The following is a 24,962-nucleotide window of genomic DNA, read 5'->3' on the forward strand; positions in this document are numbered from 1 at the left end:
AGCGGCAATCGCTCGATGGTCGCGGTTTGGCGCACAAAAAAGCCCGCAACGCGCGTTGCGGGCCTTTTTAAGCGGATCGCGCGACGAGCCTCAGCCCTTCGAATCCTTGCTCAAGGCGACGGCCAGCCCGGCCGCACCCACGGCGCCGACGAGGACCGGAATGACGGCTCCGCTGCCGCCGCCCGAGGTCGCCGCCGTCGAAACGGCTTCACCCACGCCGGAGTTGGCGCCGGTCGACGAGGTCAGCGGCGCAGCGTCGCAGGTGCGTTCGCGCAGCAGGGCCTTGACGATTTCCTCTGCCGAGCCATTCGACGGGACGGGTCCGGTCGTGACAGTGCAGACGCAAGCGCCGTCCGCCCCAACCGCGCGGCTTACGTCGGCAGCGCCAGGAGTGCCGGTGCGAACCACGTCGACCCGGCACACGTTGGCGGCCTGGCCGGCCCCGGCCATGGAGGTCATCATCGGCACGGCGTTCATCGCGCGGGTTTCGGCAGCGCCGGCAACGCCCGCCCCGATCAGTCCGAATGCGGCAAGTGCTGAAACGATCTGCGTGCTCACGATGCGGTGACTCCGTCAATTCGAGCGGGGGCTAGCATAGGTAGCCATGCCTAGTCCACGCGAAACCGGATAAAGTGCCAAAAGTTCCGGATGTTGTGGCGGATTTGCCATCACCGGACGGTCTTTCGGCCCCGGTCGCGGCGGTTCAGTAAGCGTTGTGATGCCGCAGGACCGAAAGTGTCTGCAGGATGATCGCCACGTCGCGCAGCAGCGACCAGTCCCTGACGTATTCCAGATCGGCGTCGAGCCGGTCCTGCAGGTCGGCCTCGTGCGTGGTCGCGCCGCGCAGGCCCCGCACCTGGGCCAGTCCGGTGATGCCCGGCTTGAGGGCATGGCGCTGCCAGTATCGCCCGTCGACCTCCCAGAACAGCTTGTCCCCGGCCTGCGAACCGAGCGCGTGGGGGCGGGGGCCGACCATCGACATCCGGCCCATCAGGACGTGGAACAACTGCGGCAGTTCGTCGATGCTGGTGCGGCGGATGAACCGGCCGACGCGGGTGATCCGCTCGTCCTCGCGGGTGGCGGAGCGCAGGCCGTGCGAATCGGTCGAACAGATGGTCATCGAGCGGAACTTGATCATGTCGAAGAAGCGGTTGCCGCGCCCGACCCGGCGCTGGACAAAGAACACCGGGCGCCCGTCCTCGATCAGGATCGCGGCAGCGACGACAAGGAGCAGCGGCATCAGCACAAGGATGCCGAAGGCCGAAACGGCGATGTCGAACAGACGCTTGGCCGCGCGGGCACGCAGACCCAGCGGTCCGACGGACACGCGCAACCAGCCTTGGCCGCCGGCAAGGCGTGCGCCGTTGGCGCCAAGCGCGGCGACCGCCTCGTCCAGAACCTCGCCCGAGACATTGGCGGAACGCAGCACCATGGCCCAGTCGAGACGCCGTTCGGGCCGGCAGCTCACGATCACGCGGTCGGCGGTCTGGATCGCTTGGGCGATGCGGTTCAACGCTGCCGGGTCGTCGAGGTCGGGCGAGAGACCCGCCTCGCGCGCGTCGAGGCAATGGGCGCCGGGCAGGGCCACCGCCGGGCCGCCGTCGCGGATGACAAGTTCGTTGACGATGCGCGGTCCGCAGCGCCAGCGCACGAAGGCGCGCATCTGCGTGCGCATCCACGTCAGGCTGAGCGCGGAAAGGATGACGCCGATGGTGAAGAGCACGCGCGAAAACTCGGTGCTCGACTTGGTGTAGAACGCGATGAACACGACCGCGCCCGCCGACAGCACCAGCGCGAGGATTGCCCGCCAGGACCCGCGTCGGGCCGATTCGAGCGCCGTCATCGAATAGGCACCGTTGTACAGGGCAATGGTCAGGAAGACCGGGACCAGCAGTTGCGACAGCAGGCCCGCCTGTTCGATCCCACGCGGTCCGAGGTAAAGGAACCCGGCGGTGACGAAGCCGCCGAACAGGGCGACAAGGTCGGCGACGATCAGCGCAAGGTAGGCCTGGATGCGGCGGCGCTCTAGCGCGCGGGGCAGTACCGGCGGTGCACGGCCGAGCGGTTCTGCCGCTGCGGCGAGGTTCGGCCCGGCGCGATCTAAGCGTTGCAGAACAGTTGGTTGGGTTGCTGGCATCGCGACCGAAAATGCCCTTGTTGGCACCCGGCCCATCGTCCAGGTTATCTACTTAAGGACAAATACTTAGCCGATGTCTCGCGTTGCGCAACGGGCAATCGACCGTTGCCTCGATCAGTCGCGGCGTCTGGCCCCGCCTGGCCGTGCCGCGGCCGCCCGCGCAATGTCGGCAAGTCCCTGCGACAACAGCAGTTCGGCGTTCTGGCTGTTGGCCAGCAGCTGGCGATGAAGGTCGATCAGCCGGTCGACGAGGCGGGCCAGCTTTCGTCCGCGCCAGGCCTTCAATTGCGTGATGAGGTCGCGTTTGTCTTTCCAGAATACGCGGCGGGCCTGGCTTTCGGCATCGATCAGCTCGACCGGATTGCCCCTTGGTCCCAGCTTTGCGGCCAGCTGGACAAGCTGCGCGGCGCGGCGTTCGAAGGCCAGCAGCAGGCCAACCGGGTTCAGGCCCAGTTCGCGCATCCGGGCAAGCTCGCCCGGAACCTTGGCGGTTTCGCCCGCGAGGACGGCGTTGACCAGGCTCATGAAGCCGTCGTCGTCGGTGCCGGCGGTCACCGCGTCGAGCGCCGCGTTGTCGGCGGTGCGCGGAGCCTCCTTGCTCGCGTCGAGGTAGAGCGCCAGCTTGGTCACTTCCGACTGGGCGAGGCGGCTGTCGAGCGCGACCGTGCGGGCGATGCGTTCGGCCTGTTCGCCGGTAAGGCGCAGGCCGGCGGCATCGCCCATGGTGCGAACCGTGTCGGCCATCGATCGCAGATCCGGCGGATAGAACATGGCGACCAGCGCATCGGGACGGTTTGCCAGCAGCTTTGCCGTGCGCGACTTGTCGGTGGCCGAGGAGGCGACGATCAGCACCGGACATGCCTCCGCTTCGCCCGCCAGCAACGTCTCGACCGCGTCGTGGACCTCGTCGCCGCTGGCGCGCACCCAGATGTGCCGGGCATCGCCGAACAGCGAGGTCGAGCGCGCCTCGTCGCCCAATCGCACGGGATCCTTGCGCAGGTCGCTGCCGGCCAGTTCAACCCGTTCACCCGCTTCGGGCAGCAGGCCGGCGATGGTTTCGGCGGCATCCTGCGCGCCCGAATCGTCAGGGCCGCAGAAGAAGAACACCCGCGCCTCGCGCGCGGCGCGCAGGGCAAGGCCCTTGAAGTCCTTCTGGGTGGCCTTCATCGGGCCGGGGCGGCCTCGCGCAGTTGCAGCGCGATGCGCGATACGATCCGGTCGGCGACCTGTTTGGACAGGTTTTCGAGCGCCGTCTGCTCGGCAGCGATGGTAGCGTATTCGCTGCTGACAACGTCGATTCCGGCGTCGGATCCGGCGGTCGCGTCCATCACGATTGCGCCGCTGGTGGTATCGACCAGCTGGTAGCGCGCACGCAGTGTGCGCCGCTCGCGCGAGACGGTGTCGTCGGACAGGATGCCGAGCCCCTCGAGCTTGTCGTCGAGCCGCACGTCGAGGCGGTAGCGCGCGGCGCCCGGAGTGCCGGCCGGGTGGAGCCGGTCGTTCAGCGCGTTGCGCATCAGCCAGCCGGCGCGTCCCTCGATCGGCGACACGCTGATCCCGGCCAGCCCCTGGGCCACCGCACCGCTACCGCCGCCGGCGTACATCGGCTGGAGGCCGCAGGCCGCCAGGGCCAGCGGCAAAACGATAGCGAACGCGCGCCTCATGCGACGAGGTTGACCAGACGGTCGGGCACGACGATCACCTTTTTGATTTCCTTGCCATCGAGCGCACGCTGCACCTTGTCCGAAGCGAGGGCAAGCGCCTCGAGCTCGTCGCGCGGCAGGCCCTTGGCAACGGTGACGGTGTCGCGCAGCTTGCCCAGGACCTGGATCGCGATGGTCACCTCGTCTTCGACCAGCAATGCCGGATCGACCGGCGGCCACACCGCGTCGGCGGCGATGCCGGTCAGGCCCATGCTTGCATAGGCTTCCTCGGCCAGATGGGGCATCATCGGCGCGACCAGCAGCAGCAGGGTGCGGATCGCGGCCGAGCGGCTGGCCGTAGGCGCGGCCTTTTCGGTCGCGCTGGTCAGCTCGTAAATGCGCGCCACCGCCTTGTTGAAGCCCAGCGCCTCGATATCGGCGGCAACGGCTGCCACGGTCTGGTCGCGCTTACGGTCCAGCGCCTTGTCCTCACCGCTGGCGGCGGCATCATGTTGGCCGAACAGGCGCCACAGGCGCTGGACGAAGCGGGCGCAGCCTTCGATCCCCGCTTCGGACCACGGCAGGTCGCGTTCGGGCGGGCTGTCGGACAGCATGAACCAGCGCACCGCATCGGCGCCGTACTGGGCGATGATGTCGTCGGGATCGACAACGTTCTTTTTCGACTTGGACATCTTGATGACCTTGCCGATCTCGACCGGCTGGCCATCGGCCTTCAGCGTCGCGCCGTCCCCGCCGCGCACGACCTCATCCGGGCTGAAATAGACCGGGCGACCGTCCTCGTCGCGCGAATAGGTTTCGTGCGTGACCATGCCTTGCGTGAACAGGCTGGCGAAGGGTTCCTTCACCTCGATCAGGCCGATGTGCGCCAAGGCGCGCGTCCAGAACCTGGCGTAAAGCAGGTGCAGGATCGCATGCTCGATCCCGCCGATGTACTGCTCGACCGGCAGCCACTTCTTGACCACTTCGGGATCGAACGGGGCATCGCCGGGCTGGCTGGCAAAGCGCAGAAAGTACCATGACGAATCGGCGAACGTGTCGAGCGTATCGGTCTCGCGCTCAGCCGGCTCGCCGCACTTGGGACACGGCACGTGGCGCCAGGTCGGATGGCGGAGAAGCGGGTTGCCCGGAACCGAGAAATCGACATCTTCGGGCAGCACCACCGGCAGCTGGCTCTTGGGCACGGGCACCACGCCGCAGGCACCGCAGTGGACGAAGGGAATGGGCGTGCCCCAGTAACGCTGGCGGCTCACGCCCCAGTCGCGCAGGCGGTACTGCGTTTCGGCCTGGCCCCAGCCGTCATGCTCGGCCTTGGCGATCACGTCGGCCTTGGCGGCATCGACGCTCATCCCGTCGAGCCATTCCGAATTCACGATGCGGCCCGGGCCGGTGTAGGCCTCGTCGCCGCGGAACGCCGCGCTGGTTTCGTCGCCTTCGGCCACCACACGGGTGACGGGCAGGTCGTATTTGCGGGCAAAATCCAGGTCGCGCTGGTCGTGCGCGGGGCAGCCGAACACCGCGCCTGTGCCATAGTCCATCAGCACGAAGTTGGCGACATAGACCGGCAGGTGCCACGCCTTCTTGAGCGGGTGTTCGACCGAATAGCCGGTAAAGAACCCTTTCTTTTCGGCGGTTTCCAGTTCCGCCGCGGTTGTCCCGCCCTGCTTGCAGTCAGCGATGAAAGCAGCCAGTTCGGGCGAGGTTGCGGCGATTTCCTGGGCAAAGGGATGGTCGGCCGCGATCGCGACGAAGCTGGCGCCGAATAGCGTATCGGGCCGGGTGGTATAGACCTCGATCCCGTCGCTGCTGTCGACGAAGCGGAAGGTGGCGCGCAGGCCCTGGCTCTTACCGATCCAGTTTTCCTGCATCAGCCGGACCTTTTCGGGCCAGGTATCCAGGCTGCCGAGCCCTTCGATCAGTTCGTCGGCAAACTGGGTAATCCTGAGGAACCACTGGTTCAGCTTGCGCTTTTCGACGACCGCGCCCGAGCGCCAGCCCTTGCCGTCGATCACCTGTTCGTTGGCCAGCACGGTCATGTCGACGGGGTCCCAGTTGACCGCCGATTCCTTGCGGTAGACCAGCCCCGCCTTGTACATGTCCAGGAACAGCGCCTGTTCGTGCCCGTAGTATTTGGGATCGCAGGTCGCGAGTTCGCGGCTCCAGTCGAGGGCGAAGCCGAGGCGCTTCAACTGTGCCTTCATGTTGGCGATGTTCTCGCGGGTCCAGCCGCCGGGGTGCACGCCCTTTTCCATCGCGGCGTTTTCGGCCGGCATGCCGAAAGCGTCCCAGCCCATCGGGTGCAGCACCTCGTGCCCGGTCATCCGCTTGTAGCGGGCCAGCACGTCGCCCATGGTGTAGTTGCGCACGTGGCCGATGTGGATGCGCCCCGACGGATAGGGAAACATCTCGAGCACGTAGCTTCGCGGCTTCGTGCTGGCATCGTCGGCACGAAACGACTGGCGCTCGTCCCACACCGCCTGCCAGCGCGGATCGGCGGCGGCGGGATCGAAACGGACGGGTACGGCAGGACTGTCGGTCATGACCGTCCCTCTAGCTTTTCGGTGCTGCCACGCAAGCGTGGATCGGGAATTAGCCGATGCCCGAGCGGCGCAGGTCGCGGGCCTTGGTCAGGATGACGTCTTCCAGCTTCTGGATCGTCGCGGCCTGAACCGGCGCATCGGTCCACTGGCCGCCCTGGTTGACCTGGCGGCTGGCGGCGACGCGCAGCGCGTCGGCGCGCAGGTCCTGGTCGAGGATCGTGACCGTGACCTTCATCCGCTCGTTCGGGTTATTGGGGTTCGCGTACCAGTCGGTGACGATGACGCCGCCGTTGCTGTCGGTCTGGAGCAGCGGCATGAAGCTCAGCGCTTCGAGGCTGGCGCGCCACAGGTACGAATTGACCCCGATGGTGGTGATCCGCGATGCAGCGAGATCGGCCTTGGGGCGATCCTTGTTGCCGCCGCAGGCCGCCAGCGACAGCGCGGCCAGGGCGACCAGACCGGCGCGGCCCAGGCGGGTTAGAGAGGTAGTGCCGGTAAGGGTGCTGCCGTTCATCGTCGTTCCAGGTCCTGTCACAATAGTCGCCGCGAGGAGCGCCCGCGCATGTCGCAGCCTCTATAGACGAGGCGGCCGGTGCGGCAAGTGCGCTTTGCCGCTGGTAAAAGAGGTCCAGGGCGTGAACCGACCGTGAATGGCGCGGCGCCCGGTTCACGGGCAATTAACGCCGCGCCGGGCAGGACGAGCCGGCAGGCGGCGAAGATTGAGCTTGGCAAGCCGGGCCATCGCGCCGAAACTGCGTCGGACGATTCTGTCAGGACATGGTGGACCGCAAGAATGAGGAGTGTGTCGGCCGTGGCCGAGACGAGCGATCAGGTCAGGAAGCGGGGCGGAGCGGCGGCGTTGCTGCTGGCCGGCACCGTGACGCTGCTCGCCCTGCCAAGCGCCGTGCTGGCCCTCTCGACGCGGCTCGATCTCCAGCCGGTCGTGGTCGAACCGGTGGTGCCGTCCGGGTTTCGCGCGGCCGAAGTCGATCCGCGGCTGGCACGCTCGATCACTGTGCGCGCGCTGTCGCAGGGCCGCACATTCCGCTTCACGCCAGCGGCCACGCCGACCCGCATGGACCGGTCGCTGACCGTCGCGGTGCGCCTGTTCGCGCCAACCAATCGGCCGATCGTCGTGCGCGCGCCTTCGCCCGGCGCGGGCCAGGCCAGCGCGATCAGCATCGCGCCGGCAGCCTACAGCCTCAAGGCGACGCGCGGCTACAAGTCCTTCGCGCAGAACGGGGTCAGCGATGCAAGCCGGATCGATATGCCCGATCTTGCCGCCTACAGCATCCGCGGCGGAGCGGCGTCCGATCCGTCCCGGTTCGCGCCGCGGATCGAACTGGACGAAAAGGACCGTGCCGGCCGCAGTCCGCGCACGCTCGAAGGACAGGGCAGCGACCAGACCGTGGACCTTGGCGGCAGTTACCGCCTGTCGCGCAGCATGAACGTGACGGCGGGCGTGCGCTATTCTTCGGAACGCAACCGCATCGATCCGCTGGTCGACGGCAAGCAGGACAACCAGGCGGTCTACGTCGGCACGCAGATCAAGTTCTGATCAACGCGGCAGCATTGGACTATTTTCGTATGCGCGGCGCTTGCCGCGGCACTTTGCGCTGCTTAGAGTTCCTTTACGGAATCACCGGTGGGAGAGGACTGACATGGCGCGAGTGGCGATTGTAACCGGGGGCACCCGCGGTATCGGCGAGGCGATCTGCCTGCGCCTGCAACGCCAGGGGCACCAGGTTGTCGCAAATTACGGCGGGAACGATGAAAAGGCGCGCGCCTTCACCGAACGCACGGGTATTCCCGCCGTGCGCTGGGACGTCGGCGACCACGAGGCCTGCATCCACAATTGCAACGACATCGCTGCCGAGTACGGACCGATCGACATCGTGATCAACAACGCCGGCGTCACGCGCGACGGCGTGCTCCACAAGATGAGCTTCGACGACTGGAACGAGGTCATGCGGATCAACCTTGGCGGCTGCTTCAACATGGCCAAGGCGACCTTCCCGGGCATGCGTGAACGCGGCTGGGGCCGGATCGTCAACATCGGCTCGATCAACGGGCAGGCCGGCCAGTACGGCCAGGTCAACTATGCCGCCGCCAAGTCGGGCATCCACGGCTTCACCAAGGCTCTGGCGCAGGAAGGCGCCAAGTACGGCGTCACGGTCAACGCGATCGCGCCCGGCTATATCGATACCGATATGGTCGCGGCCGTGCCCGCCCCGGTCCTGGATAAGATCGTCGCCAAGATCCCGGTCGGGCGGCTTGGCCAGGCCGAGGAAATCGCCCGCGGCGTCGCTTTCCTGACGAGCGAGAACGGCGCCTTCGTGACCGGCTCCACGATGAGCATCAACGGCGGCCAGCACATGTATTGAGGCGGGCCGAGGCGCCGATCGCCACCGTTCGCCGATCGCGTCTGACGTCACGGCGGCGGCTTTGCCGTCGCCAGCCTCTCGGCTAAAGGGAGGGCACCATGACCACGCCCTACCACCCCCCGCGCAAGCGCTCGGTCGAAATCGCCGGACACAAGACCTCGATCAGCCTTGAGCCGCTGTTCTGGGAATTGCTCAAGCAGGCGGCAGCGGTCGAAAACGTGCCGATCAACGCGCTGGTCGCGCGGATCGATGCGGAGCGGATCAAGGCGCCGGTTCCGCCGGGCCTCGCGAGCGCGGTACGGCTGTGGCTCGTCGGGTGGCTCGCCGCCAGGTTCGCCTAGTCGCCCCCAACCCGCTCGATCTGCGCGCCGACCAGGGCGAGCTTTTCTTCGAGCCGTTCGTAGCCGCGATCGAGGTGGTAGAGGCGATGGACCTGCGTTTCGCCTTCGGCGGCAAGACCGGCGATGACCAGGCTCATCGAGGCGCGCAGGTCGGTCGCCATGACTTCGGCGCCGGTCAGCTTGCTCACCCCGTGGACGATGGCGGTGCGGCCCGAGGTTTCGATATGCGCGCCCATGCGGTTCAGTTCGGGGACGTGCATGTAGCGGTTTTCGAAGATGGTCTCGGTCAGCACCGATGTGCCTTCGGCAAGGCACAGCATGGCCATCAGCTGCGCCTGCATGTCGGTGGCAAAGCCGGGGTAGGGCGCCGTCGAGACGTTGACCGCCTTGAGCTTGCCATCGGCGGCGAAGTGGACGCCGTCGTTCCTCGCTTCGACCTGCACGCCCGCGTTGCGCAGGGCGTGGACGGTCGCATCCATTTCCCCGATCACGGCGTGCTTCAGGAACACCTCGCCCCCGGTGATCGCCGCGGCGCAGGCATAGGAGCCGGCTTCGATCCGGTCGCTCATCACGCGGTAGGTGGCGCCGTGAAGGCGCGGCACGCCGTGGATGACGAGGTCGCTCGATCCGATGCCCTCGATCTGCGCGCCCATCGCGACCAGCAGGTTGCACAGGTCGACGATCTCGGGTTCGCGCGCGGCGTTGTGCAGCACGGTGCGGCCCTTGCACAGCACGGCCGTCATCAGCGCGTTCTCGGTCGCGCCGACCGAGACGACCGGGAACGAATAGTCGCCGCCGGGCAGGCCGCCGTCGGGGGCGATCGCCTTCACGTAGCCAGCCGCCAGTTCGATCGTGGCGCCCATCGCTTCCAAGGCCTTCAGGTGCAGGTCGATTGGGCGGTTGCCGATCGCGCAGCCGCCGGGCAGCGACACGGTCGCCTCGCCCATCCGGGCCAGCATCGGGCCCAGCACCAGGATCGAGGCGCGCATCTTGCGCACCAGCTCATAAGGCGCGACCGTGCTGGTGATGCGCGGCGCTTCGAGCGTCATTACCCGGCCGAAATCGGACGGGCGCGATCCGGCGATGGTGGTCGAGATGCCGAACTGGTTCATCAGGTGCTGAAAGCCGTCGATATCGGCGAGCCGCGGCAGGTTCCTGAGGGTCAGCGGTTCATCCGTCAGAAGCGCGCAGGGCAACAGGGTCAGGGCAGCGTTCTTCGCGCCCGAGATGGGAATGGTGCCCGAAAGGCGCTTGCCGCCCGCGATGATGATCTTGTCCATTTCAGCCGTGTAGCGCGATTTTGCGCCGCTTCAACCGAACGTTGCGCGCGGTGGTGGAAACCGCTTTAACCACGCTGCAACACGACCGCTCTAAGGGCTGCGCATGACCGCCACGACTACCCGCAAGCCGATCCGCAAGGCCGTTTTTCCGGTGGCGGGAATGGGCACGCGCTTCCTTCCCGCCACCAAGGCGATCCCGAAGGAAATGCTGCCGATCATCGACCGTCCCTTGATCCAGTACGCGGTCGACGAGGCGCGCGAAGCGGGTATCGATCAGCTGATCTTCGTGACCGGGCGCGGCAAGACCGCCCTCGTCGAGCACTTCGACCATGCCTACGAGCTGGAGGCGACCATGGCCGGGCGCGACAAGTCGCTTGCCATCCTCGAGCCGACCAGGATCGAGCCAGGCAATCTCGTCGCGGTGCGCCAGCAGGTTCCTCTGGGCCTCGGCCACGCGATCTGGTGCGCGCGGGCGATCGTCGGCGACGAACCTTTCGCCATCTTCCTTCCCGACGAACTGATGATCGGCAAGCCCGGCTGCATGAAGCAGATGGTCGAAGCCTATGACGAGGTGGGCGGCAACCTGATCTCGGTCCTCGAAGTGCCGCCCGAGGAGGTGTCGTCCTATGGGGTGATCGATCCCGGCGCGCGTCGCGGTTCGCTGACCGAGGTCAGAGGCCTGGTCGAAAAGCCCCCGCGCGAAGAGGCGCCGTCGAACCTGATCATCTCGGGCCGCTACATCCTGCAGCCCGAAGTCATGCGCGTGCTGGAAGGCCAGGCGGCGGGCGCCGGCGGAGAGATCCAGCTGACCGACGCGATGGCCCGGATGATCGGCCAGCAGCCTTTCCACGCGGTAACCTTTGCCGGCAAGCGTTACGATTGCGGCAGCAAGACCGGCTTCATCGAGGCGACGCTGGCCATTGCGCTCGAGCGCGAGGACTTGGCCGACGAGGTGCGCAGCATTGCCCGGCGCCTTCTAGGAGATTGAACGATCCGGCCGGGCCTGAAGACGCCCCGCCGACGAGGCGTTGCAGAATCGCGGCGTTCCGTCACGTGGGCGATGGGAGAGATAAACGGCAGTTGAACCAACCCTTTCTGCCCGATTAACCAAGGCAGTTCGTCCGTATAACTTCCGAAAACTGCGAGTGAAATAAAGTAACAGGCGATCTCAACTCGTCGAAGGAAGAGCCTCGGCTGGTCCCAAAAGGCACGTGTCAAGATGGAACGGTTCGGCCGAGTCGAACATTTTGGACGGCATGACGAAGACCAACATCAAGCACTCGCCCCGGGCCTTCGCCGCGATTGTTGCGGCCCTCGCCCTCGCTCCACTTCCCGCGCTGGCGCAAGACGCCGCGCCGGCCGATCCGGCCCCGGCCGTGGCTCCTGCACCGACTGTGGTATCGGAACCGGTCGTCCAGTCCGCTCCGATCGTTCTCCCTGACGAAGCGCCTGCCACGGCCGCTCCGGTCGCCACGACGGCCACGACCTCTGCTCCTTCGTCGCGCTCTGCTCCGGCAGCAGCGCCCCGTGCGGCTCCGGTGGCCCGAACGACCGCCGCCGCCGCTCCTGTCGCGTCCAGCCCTGTGCAGACCCTCCCTCCCCCGAGCGCAGGGCCGGACGCGGCAACCGGGATCGCACCGGCCATTGCCGCCGCTCCAGTTGCGGCGCCGGTTGCGTCGGATCCGATGCCTGCCGCGCAGCCCGATACTGGACGCGGTCTCGAGGCGCTTGCGCTGGGCGGCATGCTGGCCGCGCTTGGTGCCGGCGGCCTGTTCCTGCTCACCCGCCGCCGCCGTCGCACCGCAATCGTAGACGAGCGCGCCTACGAACCTGAATATCGTGCTCCGGTCCCGCCGCGTCCGGTCCGCCCGGCTGTGGCCGGCCCGGCGGCAACGACCGCGGTTGCCGACCGCCCGGTGATGACCTTTGCGACCCCCACCGCGGGTGCCGCCATGGTCGCCGAACGGTCGGCCGCCCAGCGGGCCGAGCCGGTAGCCCAGGCAAGCCTGGCGGATGGCCCGGTACCCAGTGGCTCGGACCGCCACAAGCTGGTCGAAGAGATGGTTGCGGCGCAGCCTGACTCGGCCAACCCGTTCCGGACGGCCAAGGCGCGACGCCGCCGTGCCCGTCTGATCCTCCAGGGTCGCGAACAGCGCTTGCAGGAAAAGGCCGGTCAGCCGTTCGATTTCCGCCAGTATCGTCCGTCGCAGAATGCGGACACGGGTCGCGAACCCGCCTTCGCCTGACAGCTGGCGAAGGTTTATCAGAGGCGCCGCCGCCTTTCGGGGCGGCGGCGCTTCGCCGTATCAGCACGCGGAAAAGCGCAGCGGCAGTGTCTTAAGCCCGCCGACGAAAGTGCTCTTGGCGCGGCGCGGTTCACCGGCAAGCTCGACGCTGTCGATGCGGTCGAGCAGGGCCTCGAACAGCAGCCGCATTTCCAGCCGGGCAAGGTGCAGGCCAAGGCACTGGTGCGCGCCGGCCCCGAAGGCGATGTGGCGGTTCGCCTCGCGCGTTGCGTCGAACTTGCGCGGGTTGTCGAACTGCGCCGGATCATGATTGGCCGCGACATAGTTGATCATCAGCCAGTCGCCGGCCTTGATCGTGACGTCGCCGATCTGGGTATCTTCGGTCGCGGTGCGCATGAAGTGCTGGACGGGGGTGGTCCAGCGGATCGCTTCCTCGACGATCCCCGGGACCAGGCTGCGGTCGGCCTTGACCTTGGCGAACTGCTCGGGATCCCTGGCCAGCGCCAGCATGGCGCCCGCAGTCGATGCGCTGGTGGTGTCGTGTCCGGCGGCGGCAACGATGATGTAGTATCCGGCCCTGTCGCGCGCCGAAATGTCGGCGTTGGCGAGCAGCGTCGCCACGTCTGTCGTCGGATGTTCGCGGCGCTGGGCGGCCAGGCCCTCGAAATAGGCCTCGAAATCGGCAACGGCGCCGGTCACGATCTGGAAGATCTGCTCGGGACTGAGGTTGGCCAGGCCCGACTTGTTCAGCTCCTCGTCCTGTCCGCCGAACATCTGCTGGGTCAGGAAGAGCATCCGCGGCTCGTCTTCTTCGGGCACGCCCAGGATCTGCATCACCACGTGGAGCGGATAGGGTGCGGCAACAAGCGGAACGAAATCCGCCTCGGGCCCGGCCGCGACGAACCGGTCCGCGGTCTTGGCCGCCAGTTCGCGCACGGCCGCCTCGATCGTGCGCAGGTTCTTGGGCATGAACCATTCCTGCGTCAGGCGGCGCAGCTGTGGGTGCTTGGGCGCGTCGAGCGCGACGAGTGATGAGACGAGGTTGGGGCTTTCATCACCCTGCGCGCGGGTGATCTGCCGGGCGAATTCCTCGCCCTGCTTGCTGGTGAAGACGCTCGGCCGCGGGGCGTTCAGGAAGTGGGCGTTGTCCTTCGACACGCGCATGGCATCCTCGTACCGGGTCAGCAGCCAGAAGGAATCGAACTCGCCGTCAGGGCTGTCGATCCGGACGACAGGCGTGTCGCGGCGCAGACGGTCGAAGGTGTCGAGCGCCTTGTCCCAGTCCGCATAGGAGTTGGGGTCGATGACGGCCAGCGCATCCTCGCGGCTGGCGACGGGTACGGTCGTCGTGGTCATGCGGAAGCTCCCACCTGGGCCTGTTCATAGGCGGCCTTGTATTCGTCGCGCAGCAGCCGCTTGTAGAGCTTGCCGGTCAATTCGCGCGGCAGCTGCTCGCGAAAATCGATCTGGCGCGGCATCTTTACCCCGCTGAGCTGGCCGCGCAGGTAGTCGGTCAGCTCGGCGGCGAGGGTCGGCCCGGCCTCGGCAATGTCGAGCGGCTGAACCACGGCGACCACACGTTCGCCCATGTCGGGATCGGGCGCTCCGATGACGGCGGCGTCGGCCACCCTGGGATGGGTCACGAGGAGGTTCTCGATCTCCTGCGGGTAGATGTTGACCCCGCCCGAGATGATCATGAAACTCTTGCGATCAGTCAGGAACAGGTAACCGTCCTCGTCCATGTAGCCGACGTCGCCCAGGCTCGACCAGCCGTGCTTGTTGCGGCTTTCGGCGGTCTTCACCGGATCGTTGTGGTATTCGAAGACCGGCAGGGTGGGATCACTCGGTTCGAAGAAGACCTGGCCTTCGGTCCCGCGCGGTACCTCGTCGCCGTTCTCGTCGCAGATGTGCAGCACGCCCGACAGCGCACGGCCGACCGATCCGGGCTTGGCCAGCCATTCCTGGCTGGTGATGAAGGTCGATCCGTTGCCTTCGGTCCCGGCGTAGTATTCGTAGAGGACCGGTCCCCACCAGTCGATCATCGCCTGCTTGACCGGTACCGGGATCGGAGCGGCGGCGTGGATCGCGCACTTGAGCGAGGAAACGTCGTACTTCGCACGCACTTCCTCGGGCAGCTTGAGCATCCGCACGAAGTGGGTCGGCACGAACTGGCTGTCGGTGATCTTGTACTTCTCGATCGCGGCGAGCGCGGCTTCCGGGTCGAACTTCTCCATCACCACCACGGTGCCGCCGATCTTGTGCACGGTCATCGACCAGCGCAGCGGCGCGGCGTGATAGAGCGGGGCAGGGGACAGATAGACCGCATCCGGGCCGATCCCGTAGGCCGCCATGGCCAGCTGGACGAGGACGTTGGTCTGGTCGATCGCCGGATCGTCGGGCAGCGGGATCTTGACCCCCTTGGGCCGGCCGGTGGTGCCCGAGGAATAGAGCATGTCGACCCCGGCGCGCTCGTCGGCGATCGGCGTGGCGGGCATGGCGGCCAGGGCGTCCTCGGCACTGAGCGGTCCGGGGGAATCGAGCCGCAATTGCGGGACATCTGGTGCAATGCGCGCCACCTCGTCGAGGACGGCGGCGCCGTGGGCCGATCCGAACAGCAGCTTGGTGCCGCTGTCCTCGAGGATATAGGCGATCTCCGGTGCGGTCAGCCGGCTCGAAATGCCCACGTAATGGACCCCGGCGCGCTGGAAGCCCCAGGCAAGGCAGAAGAACCAGGGATGGTTTTCAAGGCACATCGCCACCGTATCGCCCACGCCGATACCGCGCGCGCGGAGAAGTTGCGCGACCTGGTTGGATCGGCGGTCGAGCTCGCCATAGGTCACCACCTCGCCGCTACCGGCCATGATGATGGCGGGTTTGTCGGGATTGGTCCTGGCGTGGCTGGCTGGATGCATGAACGGTCTCTCCACCGCGGCCATCGTGCCGCTTGCGGAGCGTTTTAACCAATCGATTAAATGCCCGCAAAGAGAAAACGCAGGGCGGGGAGAGAAAGTTTGCCCGGGGGCGTGTCGTGGCAACGAAAAAAGGGGCAGCGCTTTTGCGCCGCCCCCTCTTTCAGCACTCTCCCGAAGCTGAAACCGCTCCGGGTCTGTGCCCGGTCGCGGACATTGACCGAGAAATCTTATTCTTCGCCGTCGCCCATCGGGCCGCGATCGGTGATCGCGAGTTGCGGGGCGGGCTGGCCATCGCCCTGCAGATAGGGAACCGGGTTCACCGAGAGGCCGTTGACGCGGACTTCGTAATGCAGATGCGGGCCGGTCGAGCGGCCGGTCGAACCGACGTAGCCGATCACGTCGCCCTTGCGGACCTGCTGGCCAGCGCCGACCGCGATGCGCGAAAGGTGGCCGTAACGGGTCTGGATTTCGCCGCCGTGTTCGAGCGCGACGTAGAGGCCATAGCTGGAGAAGCGTTCGGCCTTGCTGACGACGGCGTCGGCAGTGGCATAGACCGGGGTGCCGGTCGGCATGGCGAGGTCGATGCCGTTGTGCGCGCGGCGACCGCCAAGAACCGGGTGGATGCGCATGCCATAGGAGCTGGTCAGGGCCGCGCCCATGACCGGCATCCGCGACGGAACCGAAACGCCGCGCGGACGGAAGCTGGTGGCGGCAGCCGCGGTCACCGCGGTGACGCTGGCCTTGTCCAGCGACTTCCAGTTCGAGAAGAGGCGGCGGAATTCGTCATCGCCCTGGGCCTGCGGCTTGGCCGGCTGGGCGGCGCGCAGCGTGGCGTTGACATCGGCTGCAGCGCTGCTGTTGGCCAGCGCCGGGGTTGTGAAAGCCATGGTGGCAAGAGCGGCGAATGCGCCAGCAACGTTGCGAGCCTTGGCAAGAATTGAAGTGGCGACCACTAACACTACCTTGTTCTCGTGCGCCCGAAAGGTCGTAGAGCCTTCCAGTACCGGCACGCCAAAAGGCGCGTCGGTGCGTTTGTTTTTGAGATGGTCGGACCCCCCGCCGTCTCGTGTGAGTTCGGTCTGACCCCTAAAGGTTAATCAGGCAACCCCGGCGTACCAATCGCGCGACAAACCGGCTGCAAGGCGCGCCGAGTCGTTGAACGGTGGCTTAATGGCGCCGCCAAAATGCGCGCGGACAAGTGATTTCCATAGGTTTTCTGCGGATTCGCGGCGAATGGAACTGATTGCGGCGAAATGTGTTGCTCCCAGCCGAACGTGACGGATTTCGTCGTCAAGGATTCTCTGCAGGATTCGCGCACCGCTTTCGTCGCCGGCCGCGCGCGCCCGTTCGAGGGTCGGCGGGGTCACGTCGAGCCCGCGCGCTTCGAGCACCATCGGCACCACCGCCAGCCGTGCCGCGACGTCGTGGGCGGTGTTCCGCGCCGCCTCCCACAAGCCGCCATGGGCCGGAAGGGCGCCGTAATGGCTGCCGAGCGTGCGCAGCTTGCGGTCGAGCAGCGCGAAATGCATCGCTTCGTCCGCCGCCACGCCGAGGAAGTCGGCGACGAAGGCCCGGCCCTGCTCGGCCCCGAAACGTCCCGCCATGTCGAGCGCGAGGTCGATCGCGACGAATTCGATATGGGCCAGCGCGTGCCACAACGCGATTCGCGCGCGATCCGACCCGAACTTGCCGCGCTTGGGCATACGGCCGGGCGGGAGCAGCTCGGGCCGGGCGGGCCGTCCCGGTTCGTCCGGCATGGCGACATTGAAGACGAAGGGCAGAGCGCCGGACGCGAAATCGCGCGCCACCGCCCGGGCGGCAAAGACCTTGGCCCTGGGATCGGTCTCGAGAAGGGCGGCGCGGATCGCCGCAGCGACGCTGGTCACAGGGCGCGCGCGGCCTCGAGCACCTGGGTGGCGTGGTCCTTGACCTTCACCTTGTTCCAGACCCGGGCGATGCGGCCGTCCGGCCCGACCAGGTAGGTCGTGCGCACCATGCCCATGTAGGTGCGGCCATAGTTCTGCTTCTCGGTCCAGATCCCCAGCGCATCCGACAGGCCGCCCGTTTCCGCGTCCGAGGCGAGCGGCGCGACTAGGCCGTGCTTGGCGATGAACTTCTGGTGCCGCGCGGGGGAATCCTTGCTCACGCCGAGCAGCGCCGTGCCCGTCCGCGCGAAATCGGCGGCCAGCGCGGTAAAGTCCCGGTTCTCGGTCGTGCAGCCGGGCGTGTCGTCCTTGGGATAGAAGAACAGCACCAGCTTCTGCCCGGCAAAATCGGAGGGCCGGACCGTGCCGCCATCGGGCGTGGTCAGGGGCAGGTCGGGCATGGGATCGCCCGCTTGGGGATAGGCGTTCATCGATCGGACTCCATCGGTGTGCCGAACACGTCGGCCCAGGTCGCCGTCACGGTGCGGCGCGCCTGGGCCAAGGCTTCGACCAGCTCGTCCCAATCGTCGCATTGGCATGCCTTGGCAAGCACGGCGCGCGCCGCGGGCGGCGGCAGGGCGCCATCGGGCGCCAGCAGGCGCGCAGCGATGAGGAAGCGGGCCAACCGCGCATGGCCCGGGCGGATCGCCTCGGGCAGCAGACCGGCCTCGACCAGTCGGGCCAGCGCGGTCGGCAGGTGGGGCGCCAGTCCGCGCCCCTCGCGCAGTTGCAGGTAGTGGGTGATGAACTCCACATCGACCAGTCCGCCGCGCGCCAGTTTGACGTCGAGCGGGCCCTTGGCGGGCTTGTGGCGGGCCATTTCGGCGCGCATCGCCAGCACGTCCTCGCGCAGCTTTTCGGGATCGCGCGGCATGGTCAGCACGCCTTGCACTATTTCGTCCAGCGCCGCTCGATCTTCGGGTGTGCCCAAAAGGAGTCGCGCCCGCGCCAGCGCCATGTGTTCCCAGGTCCAGGCCGATTCGCGTTGGTAACGGGCAAAGCTGTCGAGGCTGACGGCCAGCGGCCCCTGCGCGCCCGAGGGCCGCAGCCGGGTGTCGACCTCGTACAGCGCGCCTTCGGCGGTCGGAACCGACAGCGCGCCGGTCACGCGCTGGGCGAGGCGATTGAAGTAGAGCGTGGTGCCGATCGGCCGCGCTCCGTCGCTTTCGCCATCGGTCCCGCCGCTGAACAGGAAGACGAGGTCGAGGTCCGAGGCGTGCGTCAGGACTCCGCCGCCGAGGCGGCCGTACCCCATGGCCAGCAGGCGGCTGCCCGGCACATGGCCGTGAACGCGGGCGAACTCCGCCTCCGCCGCCTTGGCCAGCACGGCCAGCGCGGCTTCGGCCACGCGCGACAGCGCGGCGCCGATCTCCAGCGGATCGCGCACCCCTTCGATCAGCTGCACGCCAAGGAGAAAGCGCTGTTCGCCGACCGTGCGCCGCACCCGGTCGAGCCGACCTTCGTAATCGTCCTCCTCCTCGCCCAGGGCCAGTTGCGCGGCCAGATCCTCGACCGTTCCCGGCAGGTCGAAGGCGCTGGCGTCGATCAGCGGGTCGAGCAGGTCGGCGCGCCGCGCCAGGGCATCGGCGAGCGGCGGCGCCAGGCTGAGGATGCGGACAAGGAGGTCGATCAGCGCCGGGCGCGCTTCCAGCAGGCGGAACAAATTCACCGCGCTGGGCAGGCCGGCAAGCAGCTGCTCCCAGCGCAGCAGCGCGCGTTCTGGCTCGGGCGCGGCGGCGAGCCCGCCCATCAGCGGTTGCCGGATCGCCTCGAAGGCGGTGCGGGCGGCATCGCTGCGCAGCGCGCGCAGCTTGCCCGATTGCCACCCGGCGATGCGTGCGGTGAGCGCGGCGGGATCGGCAAAGCCCAGCCCGGCGAGTTCCGCCTCCAGCGCCGCACCTTCGGCGGCAGGCACCGTAACGCCGCTTCCCGGCTCGGCGCCGTGCTGGGCGATCAGGCAATCATAGCGGCTGCCGACCGCCTCGGTGATGCCCGCCAGTTCGGCGACCAGCGCCGCGCCATCGGGCAGGCCGTCGAGCCGCGCCACGGCGTCGAGCGCGGCAGGATCGGCGGGCAGGGCATGGGTCTGCTGGTCGGCCACCATCTGCAGGCGGTGCTCGATGGCGCGCAACCGGTCGTAGCTTTCCCCGAGCACATGGGCGTCGAGAGGATCGATCAGCCCGGCTCCGGCGAGCGCGTCGAGGCTTGCGCGAGTGCCGCGCAGGCGCAGCGCGGGGTTGCGCCCACCGTGGATCAGCTGGTGGGTCTGCGAGTAGAATTCCACTTCACGGATGCCGCCGCGCCCCTTCTTGAGGTCGAAGCCCGGACCGGGCCGGGCGGCGCCGGCATGGCTAGCGCGAATGCGCTGGGTCAGCCGGCCGATCTCGGCAATAGCACCGAAATCGAGGCTCTTGCGCCACACGAAGGGCCGGATTGCGGCCAGAAAGGCTTCGCCCGCGGCGACGTCACCGGCGCAGGCGCGCGCGCGGATGAAGGCGGCGCGTTCCCAGGCGAGTGCGGAGCTTTCGTAATGGGTAAGCGCGCCTTCAACCGGGATCGCCAGCGGGCTGACCTCCGCTGCCGGGCGCAGGCGCAGGTCGACCCGGAAGACATAGCCTTCGGCATCGACGTGGCTCATCGTCTGCATCAGCGTGCGGGCCACGCGCTGCGCAGCTTCGCCCGGCTCGTCGCGCGAGCGCCTGGGCAGCAGCGCGGGATCGTAGAGCAGGATCGGGTCGATGTCGGAGCTGTAGTTCAGCTCCTGAGCGCCGTGCTTGCCCAGCGCGAGGGCGAGGAACCCGGCCGGTTCTGCGTCAGGCACGCGGGCACGGATCGCGTCGGCGATAGCTGCATCGAGGGCGCGGTCGGCAAAGTCCGAAAGTTCGCGCGTCACCTGCAGCAGCGGCAAGGCTCCGGCAAGATCGCCGATGGCGAGCGCGATGGCGAGGGCAAGCTTTTCCCGGCGGAGGGCGGTGGGCACATCCGGCGCGCTGTTGCCCGCGGCCCTCGCCCAGGCAAGCGCCTCCTCGATCCGGCCCTCTCCCAGCAGTGCTTCGAGCGCGGGGAGGCGGTCGAGCCCGCGACACAGGAACGGCGCGTTATCGCGCGCGCGGGTCAGCGCTCCGGTCCAGTCGGCAGTCATCGGATGGGCGATGCCCGCTTGCGGCTTTCCGATCAAGCGCAACGCGGCTTGCGAGGTGCGCGGCGCTCTGCCACATCGCCGGTTAATCGATCGATTGCCAAAGGGCCGCACGACATGACCAAGACCCGCCTGATTGCCGCGCTTTGCGCGCCGACCCTCCTTGCCGCCTGCGCCACCATGGCGCCGACCCCGGCTGAGCCCGAGATTTCGCAGGCGACGCTGAAGGACGTGACCCGGACGCTCGCCTCCGATGCTTTCGAAGGGCGCGGTCCCGGCACGCCCGGCGAGGAAAAGTCGGTCGCCTATATCATCGAGCGCTTCAAGGCGGCCGGCCTGCAGCCCGGCAACAAGGGCCAGTGGACCCAGGACGTGCCGACCGTGATCATCGAGGCACAGAACGAAAGCCCGCTGACCGTCAAGGCGGCCGGGCAGACGCTGAACTTCGCCTATGCCACCGACTATGTTGCCGGATCCTATCGCGTCGCGCCGAAGACCGTGCTGGCCGACGCGCCGCTGGTCTTCGTCGGCTACGGCGTCAACGCGCCGGAGCTCGGCTGGAACGACTATGCCGGCATCGACATGAAGGGGAAGATCGCGGTCATCCTGATCAACGATCCCGATTTCGAGATGAACGACGAAAGCGGCCCGTTCAAGGGGCGCCGGATGACCTATTACGGACGCTGGCGCTACAAGTTCGAGGAGGCGGCCCGCCAGGGCGCGGCAGGTGCCCTCATCGTGCATGAAACCTTCCCCGCGGCCTATGGCTGGCAGGTCGTCCAGTCGAGCTGGACCGGCAAGCAGAAGTACGTCGCCAGCGCAAACGACGGGATGGACCAGACCATCGCCAACGGCTGGATGCAGAAGCCGGTCGCCGAGGCGATCATGAAGGCCGCCGGGCAGGACTTTGCGGCGCTGAGCGCCGCCGCCAAGCAGAAGGGCTTCAAGCCGGTGCCGCTCGGCGCGACGGCAAGCCTGTCGTTCGACAACGCGATCGAGCGGGCCACCTCGCGCAACGTGGTCGGGATCCAGCCGGGCAAGACGCGCCCCGATGAATATGTGCTCTACAGCGCGCACTGGGACCACCTCGGCCGGTGCAAGCCCGACGCGAGCGGCGACGACATCTGCAACGGCGCGGTCGACAACGCGACGGGCGTGGCCGGCCTTGTCGCGATCGCCGAAGCCAACCGTAAGGCCGGCCCTGCCGCGCGGAGCCAGGTCTACCTGGCCGTGACGCTGGAGGAATCGGGACTGCTCGGCAGCGAGTTCTACGCCGCGAACCCGATCTATCCGCTGGCCCGGACGGTTGGCGGGGTGAACATGGATGCCCTGAAGCCCGGCAGCGCGGCGCGCGACGTCACCGTCGTCGGCGGCGACAAGTCGGACCTCTCCGACGTGCTGGCCGGGGTCGCCTCGGCGATGAGCATGGCCGTGGTGCAGGAAGAGCATCCCGAGCGCGGGTACTATTACCGCTCGGACCATTTCAGCATGGCCAAGCGCGGCGTGCCGATGTTCTACGTGGCGCGGGGCACCGACTGGATCGTCGGCGGCACCGAGGCAGGGCGTGCGGCGGAAAAGGCCTACACCGATGTCGACTATCACCAGCCGAGCGACGAGTTCAACGAGGCCTGGGACTGGTCGGGCCCGGCGCAGGACGTGACGCTGTATTACCGTCTCGGCCGCGCGCTGGCGAGCGGCACGGCCTGGCCCAACTGGTACGCGAACGACGAATTCCGCCTGATCCGCGACAAGAGCCGCGCCGGAGCGAAGTGACCGGCCGATGACCGTTTCGATGCCGCCCGAATGGCACCCGCAGCGTTGGCTATGGATCGGCTTTCCCCACGATGCGGAGGAATGGCCCGGCTTCCTGCCGCGCGCGCAGGAACAGATCGCTGCCTTCGCCTCGGCCGTGGCGGACAGCGGGCAGGACGTGCGCCTGATCGTCCGCGACGAAGCCAATGCGGCGCGGGCCCGGTCGCTCTGTTCGGCGGCGGTCACACTGGATCAGCGCCGCTACGGGGACGTGTGGCTGCGCGATACGGGGCCGCTCGTGGTCAGTCGCGACGGGCGCGCGATCGGCCAGCGCTTCGGCTTCAACGGCTGGGGCGGCAAGTACCTCATGGACGGCGACCAGGAGATCGGCGCGGACCTCGCGCAGAGCGCCGGCCTGCCTGTCGCAACCGCGGACTGGATCCTGGAAGGCGGCGCGCTCGACACCGATGGTACGGGCCTTGTGGCGACGACCGAGCAGTGCCTGCTCAACCCCAACCGCAACCCGGCGCTGTCGCGCGGCGACATCGAGGCGCGGCTGGCCCGCGACCTGGGGTTCGACCGCGTGCTGTGGCTGGGCGACGGGCTGATCAACGATCACACCGACGGCCATGTGGACAACCTTGCGCGGTTCGTCGCACCAGGCGTACTCGCGCTGCCGCGGGCGACCGGCACCGACGATCCCAACGCGGCGATCTATGCCGACGCGAAGGCGCGGGCCGAAGCCTTCGGCGTCACGGTGCGCGAGGTGCCCTCGCCCGGGCGGGTCGAAAGCGCCGGCGGGCGGATCGAGCCGGCCAGCTACATGAACTTTGCCGTGACCTCGAAGCTGGTGGTCGTGCCGACCTATGGCACGGCGCACGATGGCGATGGCGTGGCGGCGATCCAGGACCTGTTTCCCGATCGGCCGGTGGTCGGAATCCTTGCCGATGCGGTGCTGGCCGGCGGTGGCAGCTTCCATTGCGCCAGCCAGCAGATGCCGGTGCTGTGACCAAGCGGCTGCTTGCCTCGATCCACGATGTCGGCCCGCGTTTCGAGCGCGAGGTCGACCAGCTGGCCGGGCAGCTTTCGCGCATTCTCGGCGGGCCGAAATTCGCCATGCTGGTGGTCGCCGACCACTGGGGCGCGGCGCCTCTGGCAGAGTCCAAGGCCTTCCATGTGCGGCTGCGCCAATGGTCCGATGCCGGGGTCGAAATGTTCGTCCATGGCTGGTTCCACAAGGATGTGGCCAGGCACAGCGGCGCTGCCTCGTTCAAGGCGCGGCACATGACCGCCGGCGAGGGCGAGTTCCTGGGATTGAGCGAGGCCGAAGCGGCGCAGCGCATGGCTGACGGCAAAGCCCTGGTCGAGGATATCATCGGCCGCCCGGCCGCCGGCTTCATCGCGCCGGCCTGGCTCTACGGTCCGGGCGCGCAGGCGGCGCTCGCCAACAGCGGCTTTGCCCTGGCCGAAGACCATTTCCGCGTGTGGCAGCCGGCGAGCGGCCGGGTCCTCGCCCGGGGTCCGGTGATCACCTGGGCCAGCCGCACCCGGGGTAGGCAGCTGTCCTCGCGGCTGGTTGCGGGGCTGGCGCGATACGGGCTCCACGCGGCAGAGACCGTGAGGGTTGCCGTGCATCCCGGCGATACCACCGTTCCCGCACTGATCGAATCGATCGAGGCTACCTTCGGCGCCTTCGCCCGCCGGCGACCCGCGGGGCGCTACGCCGATCTGCTCGCCGCCGCCTAGCGGGTGCGCAGATTGACGTTGGCAAGCCGCCGCGCGGCGAAGCGGCGGTAGAGGAAGCGGTACCAGAACCAGTCCATCGCTGCGCCGGGCAGGGCGATGTAGAGAAACCGCTCCCACCCGTTCCAGTTGACCGTTTCGCGGCTGTCGCGGCGCGGGGCGGGCATGCAGTAGTGCGAACTGGCATAGACCTGCCCACCTTCGCGGCGCACGCGGTTGACGATTTCGTGGTCCTCGAGAACGAAGGGCCATTTCTCGGAATCGAACCCGCCAGCGCGGTGGAATGCCGCGGTGCGGTAAGCCTGGCCGCAGCCCCCGGCATGGCACTTCGCCGGCGTCAGCCAGGCCAGCAGGCACACCCCCTTGCGCCGCAGCCGGTCGGCAAGGCTTGCCGGATCGGTATAGACGTCGAGCGCCATGACCATCGCCGCATCCTGCCGCCGCGCAAACCCCGCGTGGATCTGCGCGACATAACCGGGGGGATAGATCGTATCGGCGTCGAGTGTTGCGAACAGCGGGGTATCGACCAACGACAGCCCGCGCTCGAGCGCGTGGATCTTGCCTGGTCGATCCTCGGCCACGATCTGCCAGGTTCCTTCGTCCCACCCCGCAAGCGCGGCGCGGGCGAGATCGGAGGAACCGTCGGTCGAGGCGTTGTCGATCAGCACCAGGCGAAAGTCGCGATCGGTCTGCGCGGCCAGGCTGGCCAGCGTCGCGGGCAGGTAATCGGCCTCGTTGTAATAGGGGACCAGCAGGGTCAGCGTCGGGCCGGGCGCCATCGTGATCGTGTTTTCCGTCATCTTGGTGCGCCGGGCGCGACAGGTGTCTCGCCTCTTGCCACCTTGCCGCGACAAAGGCTAGGCACCGCGCCACCGCGATTGCATGGATGCTGGCCCAATTCC

22 protein-coding genes are annotated in these 24,962 nt (G+C 67.8%); 8 read left to right on the top strand and 14 right to left on the bottom strand.

Annotated features, from left to right (window positions below; all coding sequences use genetic code 11):
* Positions 1-90 precede the first annotated feature (90 nt).
* The 6 genes from B0I00_RS07615 to B0I00_RS07640 form a co-directional block, all read right to left on the bottom strand.
* On the bottom strand, positions 91-558 hold the full coding sequence (locus tag B0I00_RS07615; RefSeq protein ID WP_100866789.1) for a hypothetical protein: 468 nt from the start codon (positions 556-558) through the stop codon (positions 91-93).
* Between the two features lie 145 nt (positions 559-703).
* Positions 704-2,137: a sugar transferase gene (locus tag B0I00_RS07620; RefSeq protein WP_100866790.1), complete on the bottom strand. Its 1,434-nt coding sequence runs from the start codon at positions 2,135-2,137 to the stop codon at positions 704-706.
* Positions 2,138-2,251: 114 nt separating this feature from the next.
* Positions 2,252-3,304: a DNA polymerase III subunit delta gene (gene holA / locus B0I00_RS07625; RefSeq protein WP_100866791.1), complete on the bottom strand. Its 1,053-nt coding sequence runs from the start codon at positions 3,302-3,304 to the stop codon at positions 2,252-2,254.
* Complete coding sequence (gene lptE / locus B0I00_RS07630) at positions 3,301-3,801, bottom strand: LPS assembly lipoprotein LptE (RefSeq protein WP_100866792.1); 501 nt, start codon at positions 3,799-3,801, stop codon at positions 3,301-3,303. Before lptE ends, holA begins: the two co-directional genes overlap by 4 nt.
* Positions 3,798-6,338, bottom strand: a complete 2,541-nt coding sequence (gene leuS, locus B0I00_RS07635) for a leucine--tRNA ligase (protein ID WP_100866793.1) — start codon at positions 6,336-6,338, stop codon at positions 3,798-3,800. The genes lptE and leuS overlap by 4 nt, the downstream gene beginning before the upstream one ends.
* Positions 6,339-6,387: 49 nt before the next feature.
* Complete coding sequence (locus tag B0I00_RS07640) at positions 6,388-6,852, bottom strand: DUF3576 domain-containing protein (protein WP_100866794.1); 465 nt, start codon at positions 6,850-6,852, stop codon at positions 6,388-6,390.
* Positions 6,853-7,131: 279 nt separating this feature from the next.
* Between B0I00_RS07640 and B0I00_RS07645 the strand changes: the two genes are divergently transcribed.
* The 3 genes from B0I00_RS07645 (at position 7,132) to B0I00_RS07655 (ending at position 9,063) form a co-directional block, all read left to right on the top strand.
* Positions 7,132-7,896: a hypothetical protein gene (locus B0I00_RS07645; RefSeq protein WP_232730162.1), complete on the top strand. Its 765-nt coding sequence runs from the start codon at positions 7,132-7,134 to the stop codon at positions 7,894-7,896.
* 103 nt (positions 7,897-7,999) lie between these two features.
* A complete protein-coding gene (gene phbB / locus B0I00_RS07650; protein WP_100866796.1) occupies positions 8,000-8,722 on the top strand; it encodes an acetoacetyl-CoA reductase in 723 nt (240 codons plus the stop codon).
* A 98-nt stretch (positions 8,723-8,820) separates the two neighbouring features.
* Positions 8,821-9,063 (top strand): ribbon-helix-helix domain-containing protein, encoded by a 243-nt coding sequence (locus tag B0I00_RS07655; protein ID WP_100866797.1) that lies wholly within the window; start codon positions 8,821-8,823, stop codon positions 9,061-9,063.
* Here B0I00_RS07655 and murA read toward each other — a convergent pair.
* Complete coding sequence (murA, locus tag B0I00_RS07660) at positions 9,060-10,343, bottom strand: UDP-N-acetylglucosamine 1-carboxyvinyltransferase (RefSeq protein ID WP_100866798.1); 1,284 nt, start codon at positions 10,341-10,343, stop codon at positions 9,060-9,062. The genes B0I00_RS07655 and murA overlap by 4 nt on opposite strands.
* 103 nt (positions 10,344-10,446) lie before the next feature.
* Between murA and galU the strand changes: the two genes are divergently transcribed.
* Both galU and B0I00_RS07670 read left to right on the top strand, forming a co-directional pair.
* A complete protein-coding gene (gene galU / locus B0I00_RS07665) occupies positions 10,447-11,331 on the top strand; it encodes a UTP--glucose-1-phosphate uridylyltransferase GalU (RefSeq protein WP_100866799.1) in 885 nt (294 codons plus the stop codon).
* Positions 11,332-11,599: 268 nt separating this feature from the next.
* On the top strand, positions 11,600-12,589 hold the full coding sequence (locus B0I00_RS07670; RefSeq protein WP_100866800.1) for an LPXTG cell wall anchor domain-containing protein: 990 nt from the start codon (positions 11,600-11,602) through the stop codon (positions 12,587-12,589).
* Positions 12,590-12,649: 60 nt separating this feature from the next.
* Here B0I00_RS07670 and B0I00_RS07675 read toward each other — a convergent pair whose 3' ends face one another.
* The 6 genes from B0I00_RS07675 to B0I00_RS07700 all read right to left on the bottom strand — a co-directional run bounded on the left by B0I00_RS07675 (position 12,650) and on the right by B0I00_RS07700 (position 20,568).
* The gene (locus B0I00_RS07675) at positions 12,650-13,945 is read right to left on the bottom strand and encodes a cytochrome P450 (RefSeq protein ID WP_100866801.1); all 1,296 of its coding nucleotides are present in this window, start codon (positions 13,943-13,945) and stop codon (positions 12,650-12,652) included.
* A complete protein-coding gene (locus B0I00_RS07680) occupies positions 13,942-15,501 on the bottom strand; it encodes an acyl-CoA synthetase (RefSeq protein ID WP_100867150.1) in 1,560 nt (519 codons plus the stop codon). Before B0I00_RS07680 ends, B0I00_RS07675 begins: the two co-directional genes overlap by 4 nt.
* Positions 15,502-15,728: 227 nt before the next feature.
* Positions 15,729-16,388, bottom strand: coding sequence for a M23 family metallopeptidase (locus B0I00_RS07685; protein ID WP_100867151.1), 660 nt, complete (start codon positions 16,386-16,388; stop codon positions 15,729-15,731).
* Between the two features lie 210 nt (positions 16,389-16,598).
* Positions 16,599-17,387, bottom strand: a complete 789-nt coding sequence (locus B0I00_RS07690) for a ferritin-like domain-containing protein (protein ID WP_100866802.1) — start codon at positions 17,385-17,387, stop codon at positions 16,599-16,601.
* Complete coding sequence (locus tag B0I00_RS07695) at positions 17,384-17,857, bottom strand: peroxiredoxin (RefSeq protein ID WP_100866803.1); 474 nt, start codon at positions 17,855-17,857, stop codon at positions 17,384-17,386. The genes B0I00_RS07690 and B0I00_RS07695 overlap by 4 nt, the downstream gene beginning before the upstream one ends.
* The gene (locus tag B0I00_RS07700) at positions 17,854-20,568 is read right to left on the bottom strand and encodes a bifunctional [glutamine synthetase] adenylyltransferase/[glutamine synthetase]-adenylyl-L-tyrosine phosphorylase (protein ID WP_100867152.1); all 2,715 of its coding nucleotides are present in this window, start codon (positions 20,566-20,568) and stop codon (positions 17,854-17,856) included. The genes B0I00_RS07695 and B0I00_RS07700 overlap by 4 nt, the downstream gene beginning before the upstream one ends.
* 114 nt (positions 20,569-20,682) lie before the next feature.
* On the opposite strand from B0I00_RS07700, the gene B0I00_RS07705 reads away from it, so the two are divergent.
* The 3 genes from B0I00_RS07705 to B0I00_RS07715 are packed head-to-tail and all read left to right on the top strand — an operon-like array spanning position 20,683 to position 24,063.
* Complete coding sequence (locus B0I00_RS07705; protein WP_100866804.1) at positions 20,683-22,338, top strand: M28 family metallopeptidase; 1,656 nt, start codon at positions 20,683-20,685, stop codon at positions 22,336-22,338.
* A gap of 7 nt (positions 22,339-22,345) precedes the next feature.
* A complete protein-coding gene (locus B0I00_RS07710; protein WP_100866805.1) occupies positions 22,346-23,326 on the top strand; it encodes an agmatine deiminase family protein in 981 nt (326 codons plus the stop codon).
* Positions 23,296-24,063, top strand: coding sequence for a DUF2334 domain-containing protein (locus tag B0I00_RS07715; protein ID WP_232730163.1), 768 nt, complete (start codon positions 23,296-23,298; stop codon positions 24,061-24,063). The genes B0I00_RS07710 and B0I00_RS07715 overlap by 31 nt, the downstream gene beginning before the upstream one ends.
* Here B0I00_RS07715 and B0I00_RS07720 read toward each other — a convergent pair.
* Positions 24,060-24,860 carry a glycosyltransferase family 2 protein gene (locus tag B0I00_RS07720; protein ID WP_100866806.1) on the bottom strand — a complete coding sequence of 267 codons (801 nt, stop codon included), beginning with the start codon at positions 24,858-24,860 and terminating at the stop codon, positions 24,060-24,062. The two genes, B0I00_RS07715 and B0I00_RS07720, sit on opposite strands and share 4 nt — an antisense overlap.
* Positions 24,861-24,962: the final 102 nt, after the last annotated feature.

It is taken from the genome of Novosphingobium kunmingense (assembly GCF_002813245.1).
In the GTDB taxonomy this organism is placed as follows: domain Bacteria; phylum Pseudomonadota; class Alphaproteobacteria; order Sphingomonadales; family Sphingomonadaceae; genus Novosphingobium; species Novosphingobium kunmingense.

Coding starts and splice junctions, on each gene's coding strand:
- B0I00_RS07620 (WP_100866790.1), bottom strand. CDS start 2,137: ATGCCAGCAACCCAACCAACTGTTCTGCAACGCTTAGATCGCGCCGGG.
- holA (WP_100866791.1), bottom strand. CDS start 3,304: ATGAAGGCCACCCAGAAGGACTTCAAGGGCCTTGCCCTGCGCGCCGCG.
- lptE (WP_100866792.1), bottom strand. CDS start 3,801: ATGAGGCGCGCGTTCGCTATCGTTTTGCCGCTGGCCCTGGCGGCCTGC.
- leuS (WP_100866793.1), bottom strand. CDS start 6,338: ATGACCGACAGTCCTGCCGTACCCGTCCGTTTCGATCCCGCCGCCGCC.
- B0I00_RS07640 (WP_100866794.1), bottom strand. CDS start 6,852: ATGAACGGCAGCACCCTTACCGGCACTACCTCTCTAACCCGCCTGGGC.
- B0I00_RS07645 (WP_232730162.1), top strand. CDS start 7,132: ATGAGGAGTGTGTCGGCCGTGGCCGAGACGAGCGATCAGGTCAGGAAG.
- phbB (WP_100866796.1), top strand. CDS start 8,000: ATGGCGCGAGTGGCGATTGTAACCGGGGGCACCCGCGGTATCGGCGAG.
- B0I00_RS07655 (WP_100866797.1), top strand. CDS start 8,821: ATGACCACGCCCTACCACCCCCCGCGCAAGCGCTCGGTCGAAATCGCC.
- murA (WP_100866798.1), bottom strand. CDS start 10,343: ATGGACAAGATCATCATCGCGGGCGGCAAGCGCCTTTCGGGCACCATT.
- galU (WP_100866799.1), top strand. CDS start 10,447: ATGACCGCCACGACTACCCGCAAGCCGATCCGCAAGGCCGTTTTTCCG.
- B0I00_RS07670 (WP_100866800.1), top strand. CDS start 11,600: ATGACGAAGACCAACATCAAGCACTCGCCCCGGGCCTTCGCCGCGATT.
- B0I00_RS07675 (WP_100866801.1), bottom strand. CDS start 13,945: ATGACCACGACGACCGTACCCGTCGCCAGCCGCGAGGATGCGCTGGCC.
- B0I00_RS07680 (WP_100867150.1), bottom strand. CDS start 15,501: ATGCATCCAGCCAGCCACGCCAGGACCAATCCCGACAAACCCGCCATC.
- B0I00_RS07685 (WP_100867151.1), bottom strand. CDS start 16,388: ATGGCTTTCACAACCCCGGCGCTGGCCAACAGCAGCGCTGCAGCCGAT.
- B0I00_RS07695 (WP_100866803.1), bottom strand. CDS start 17,857: ATGAACGCCTATCCCCAAGCGGGCGATCCCATGCCCGACCTGCCCCTG.
- B0I00_RS07700 (WP_100867152.1), bottom strand. CDS start 20,568: ATGACTGCCGACTGGACCGGAGCGCTGACCCGCGCGCGCGATAACGCG.
- B0I00_RS07705 (WP_100866804.1), top strand. CDS start 20,683: ATGACCAAGACCCGCCTGATTGCCGCGCTTTGCGCGCCGACCCTCCTT.
- B0I00_RS07710 (WP_100866805.1), top strand. CDS start 22,346: ATGACCGTTTCGATGCCGCCCGAATGGCACCCGCAGCGTTGGCTATGG.
- B0I00_RS07720 (WP_100866806.1), bottom strand. CDS start 24,860: ATGACGGAAAACACGATCACGATGGCGCCCGGCCCGACGCTGACCCTG.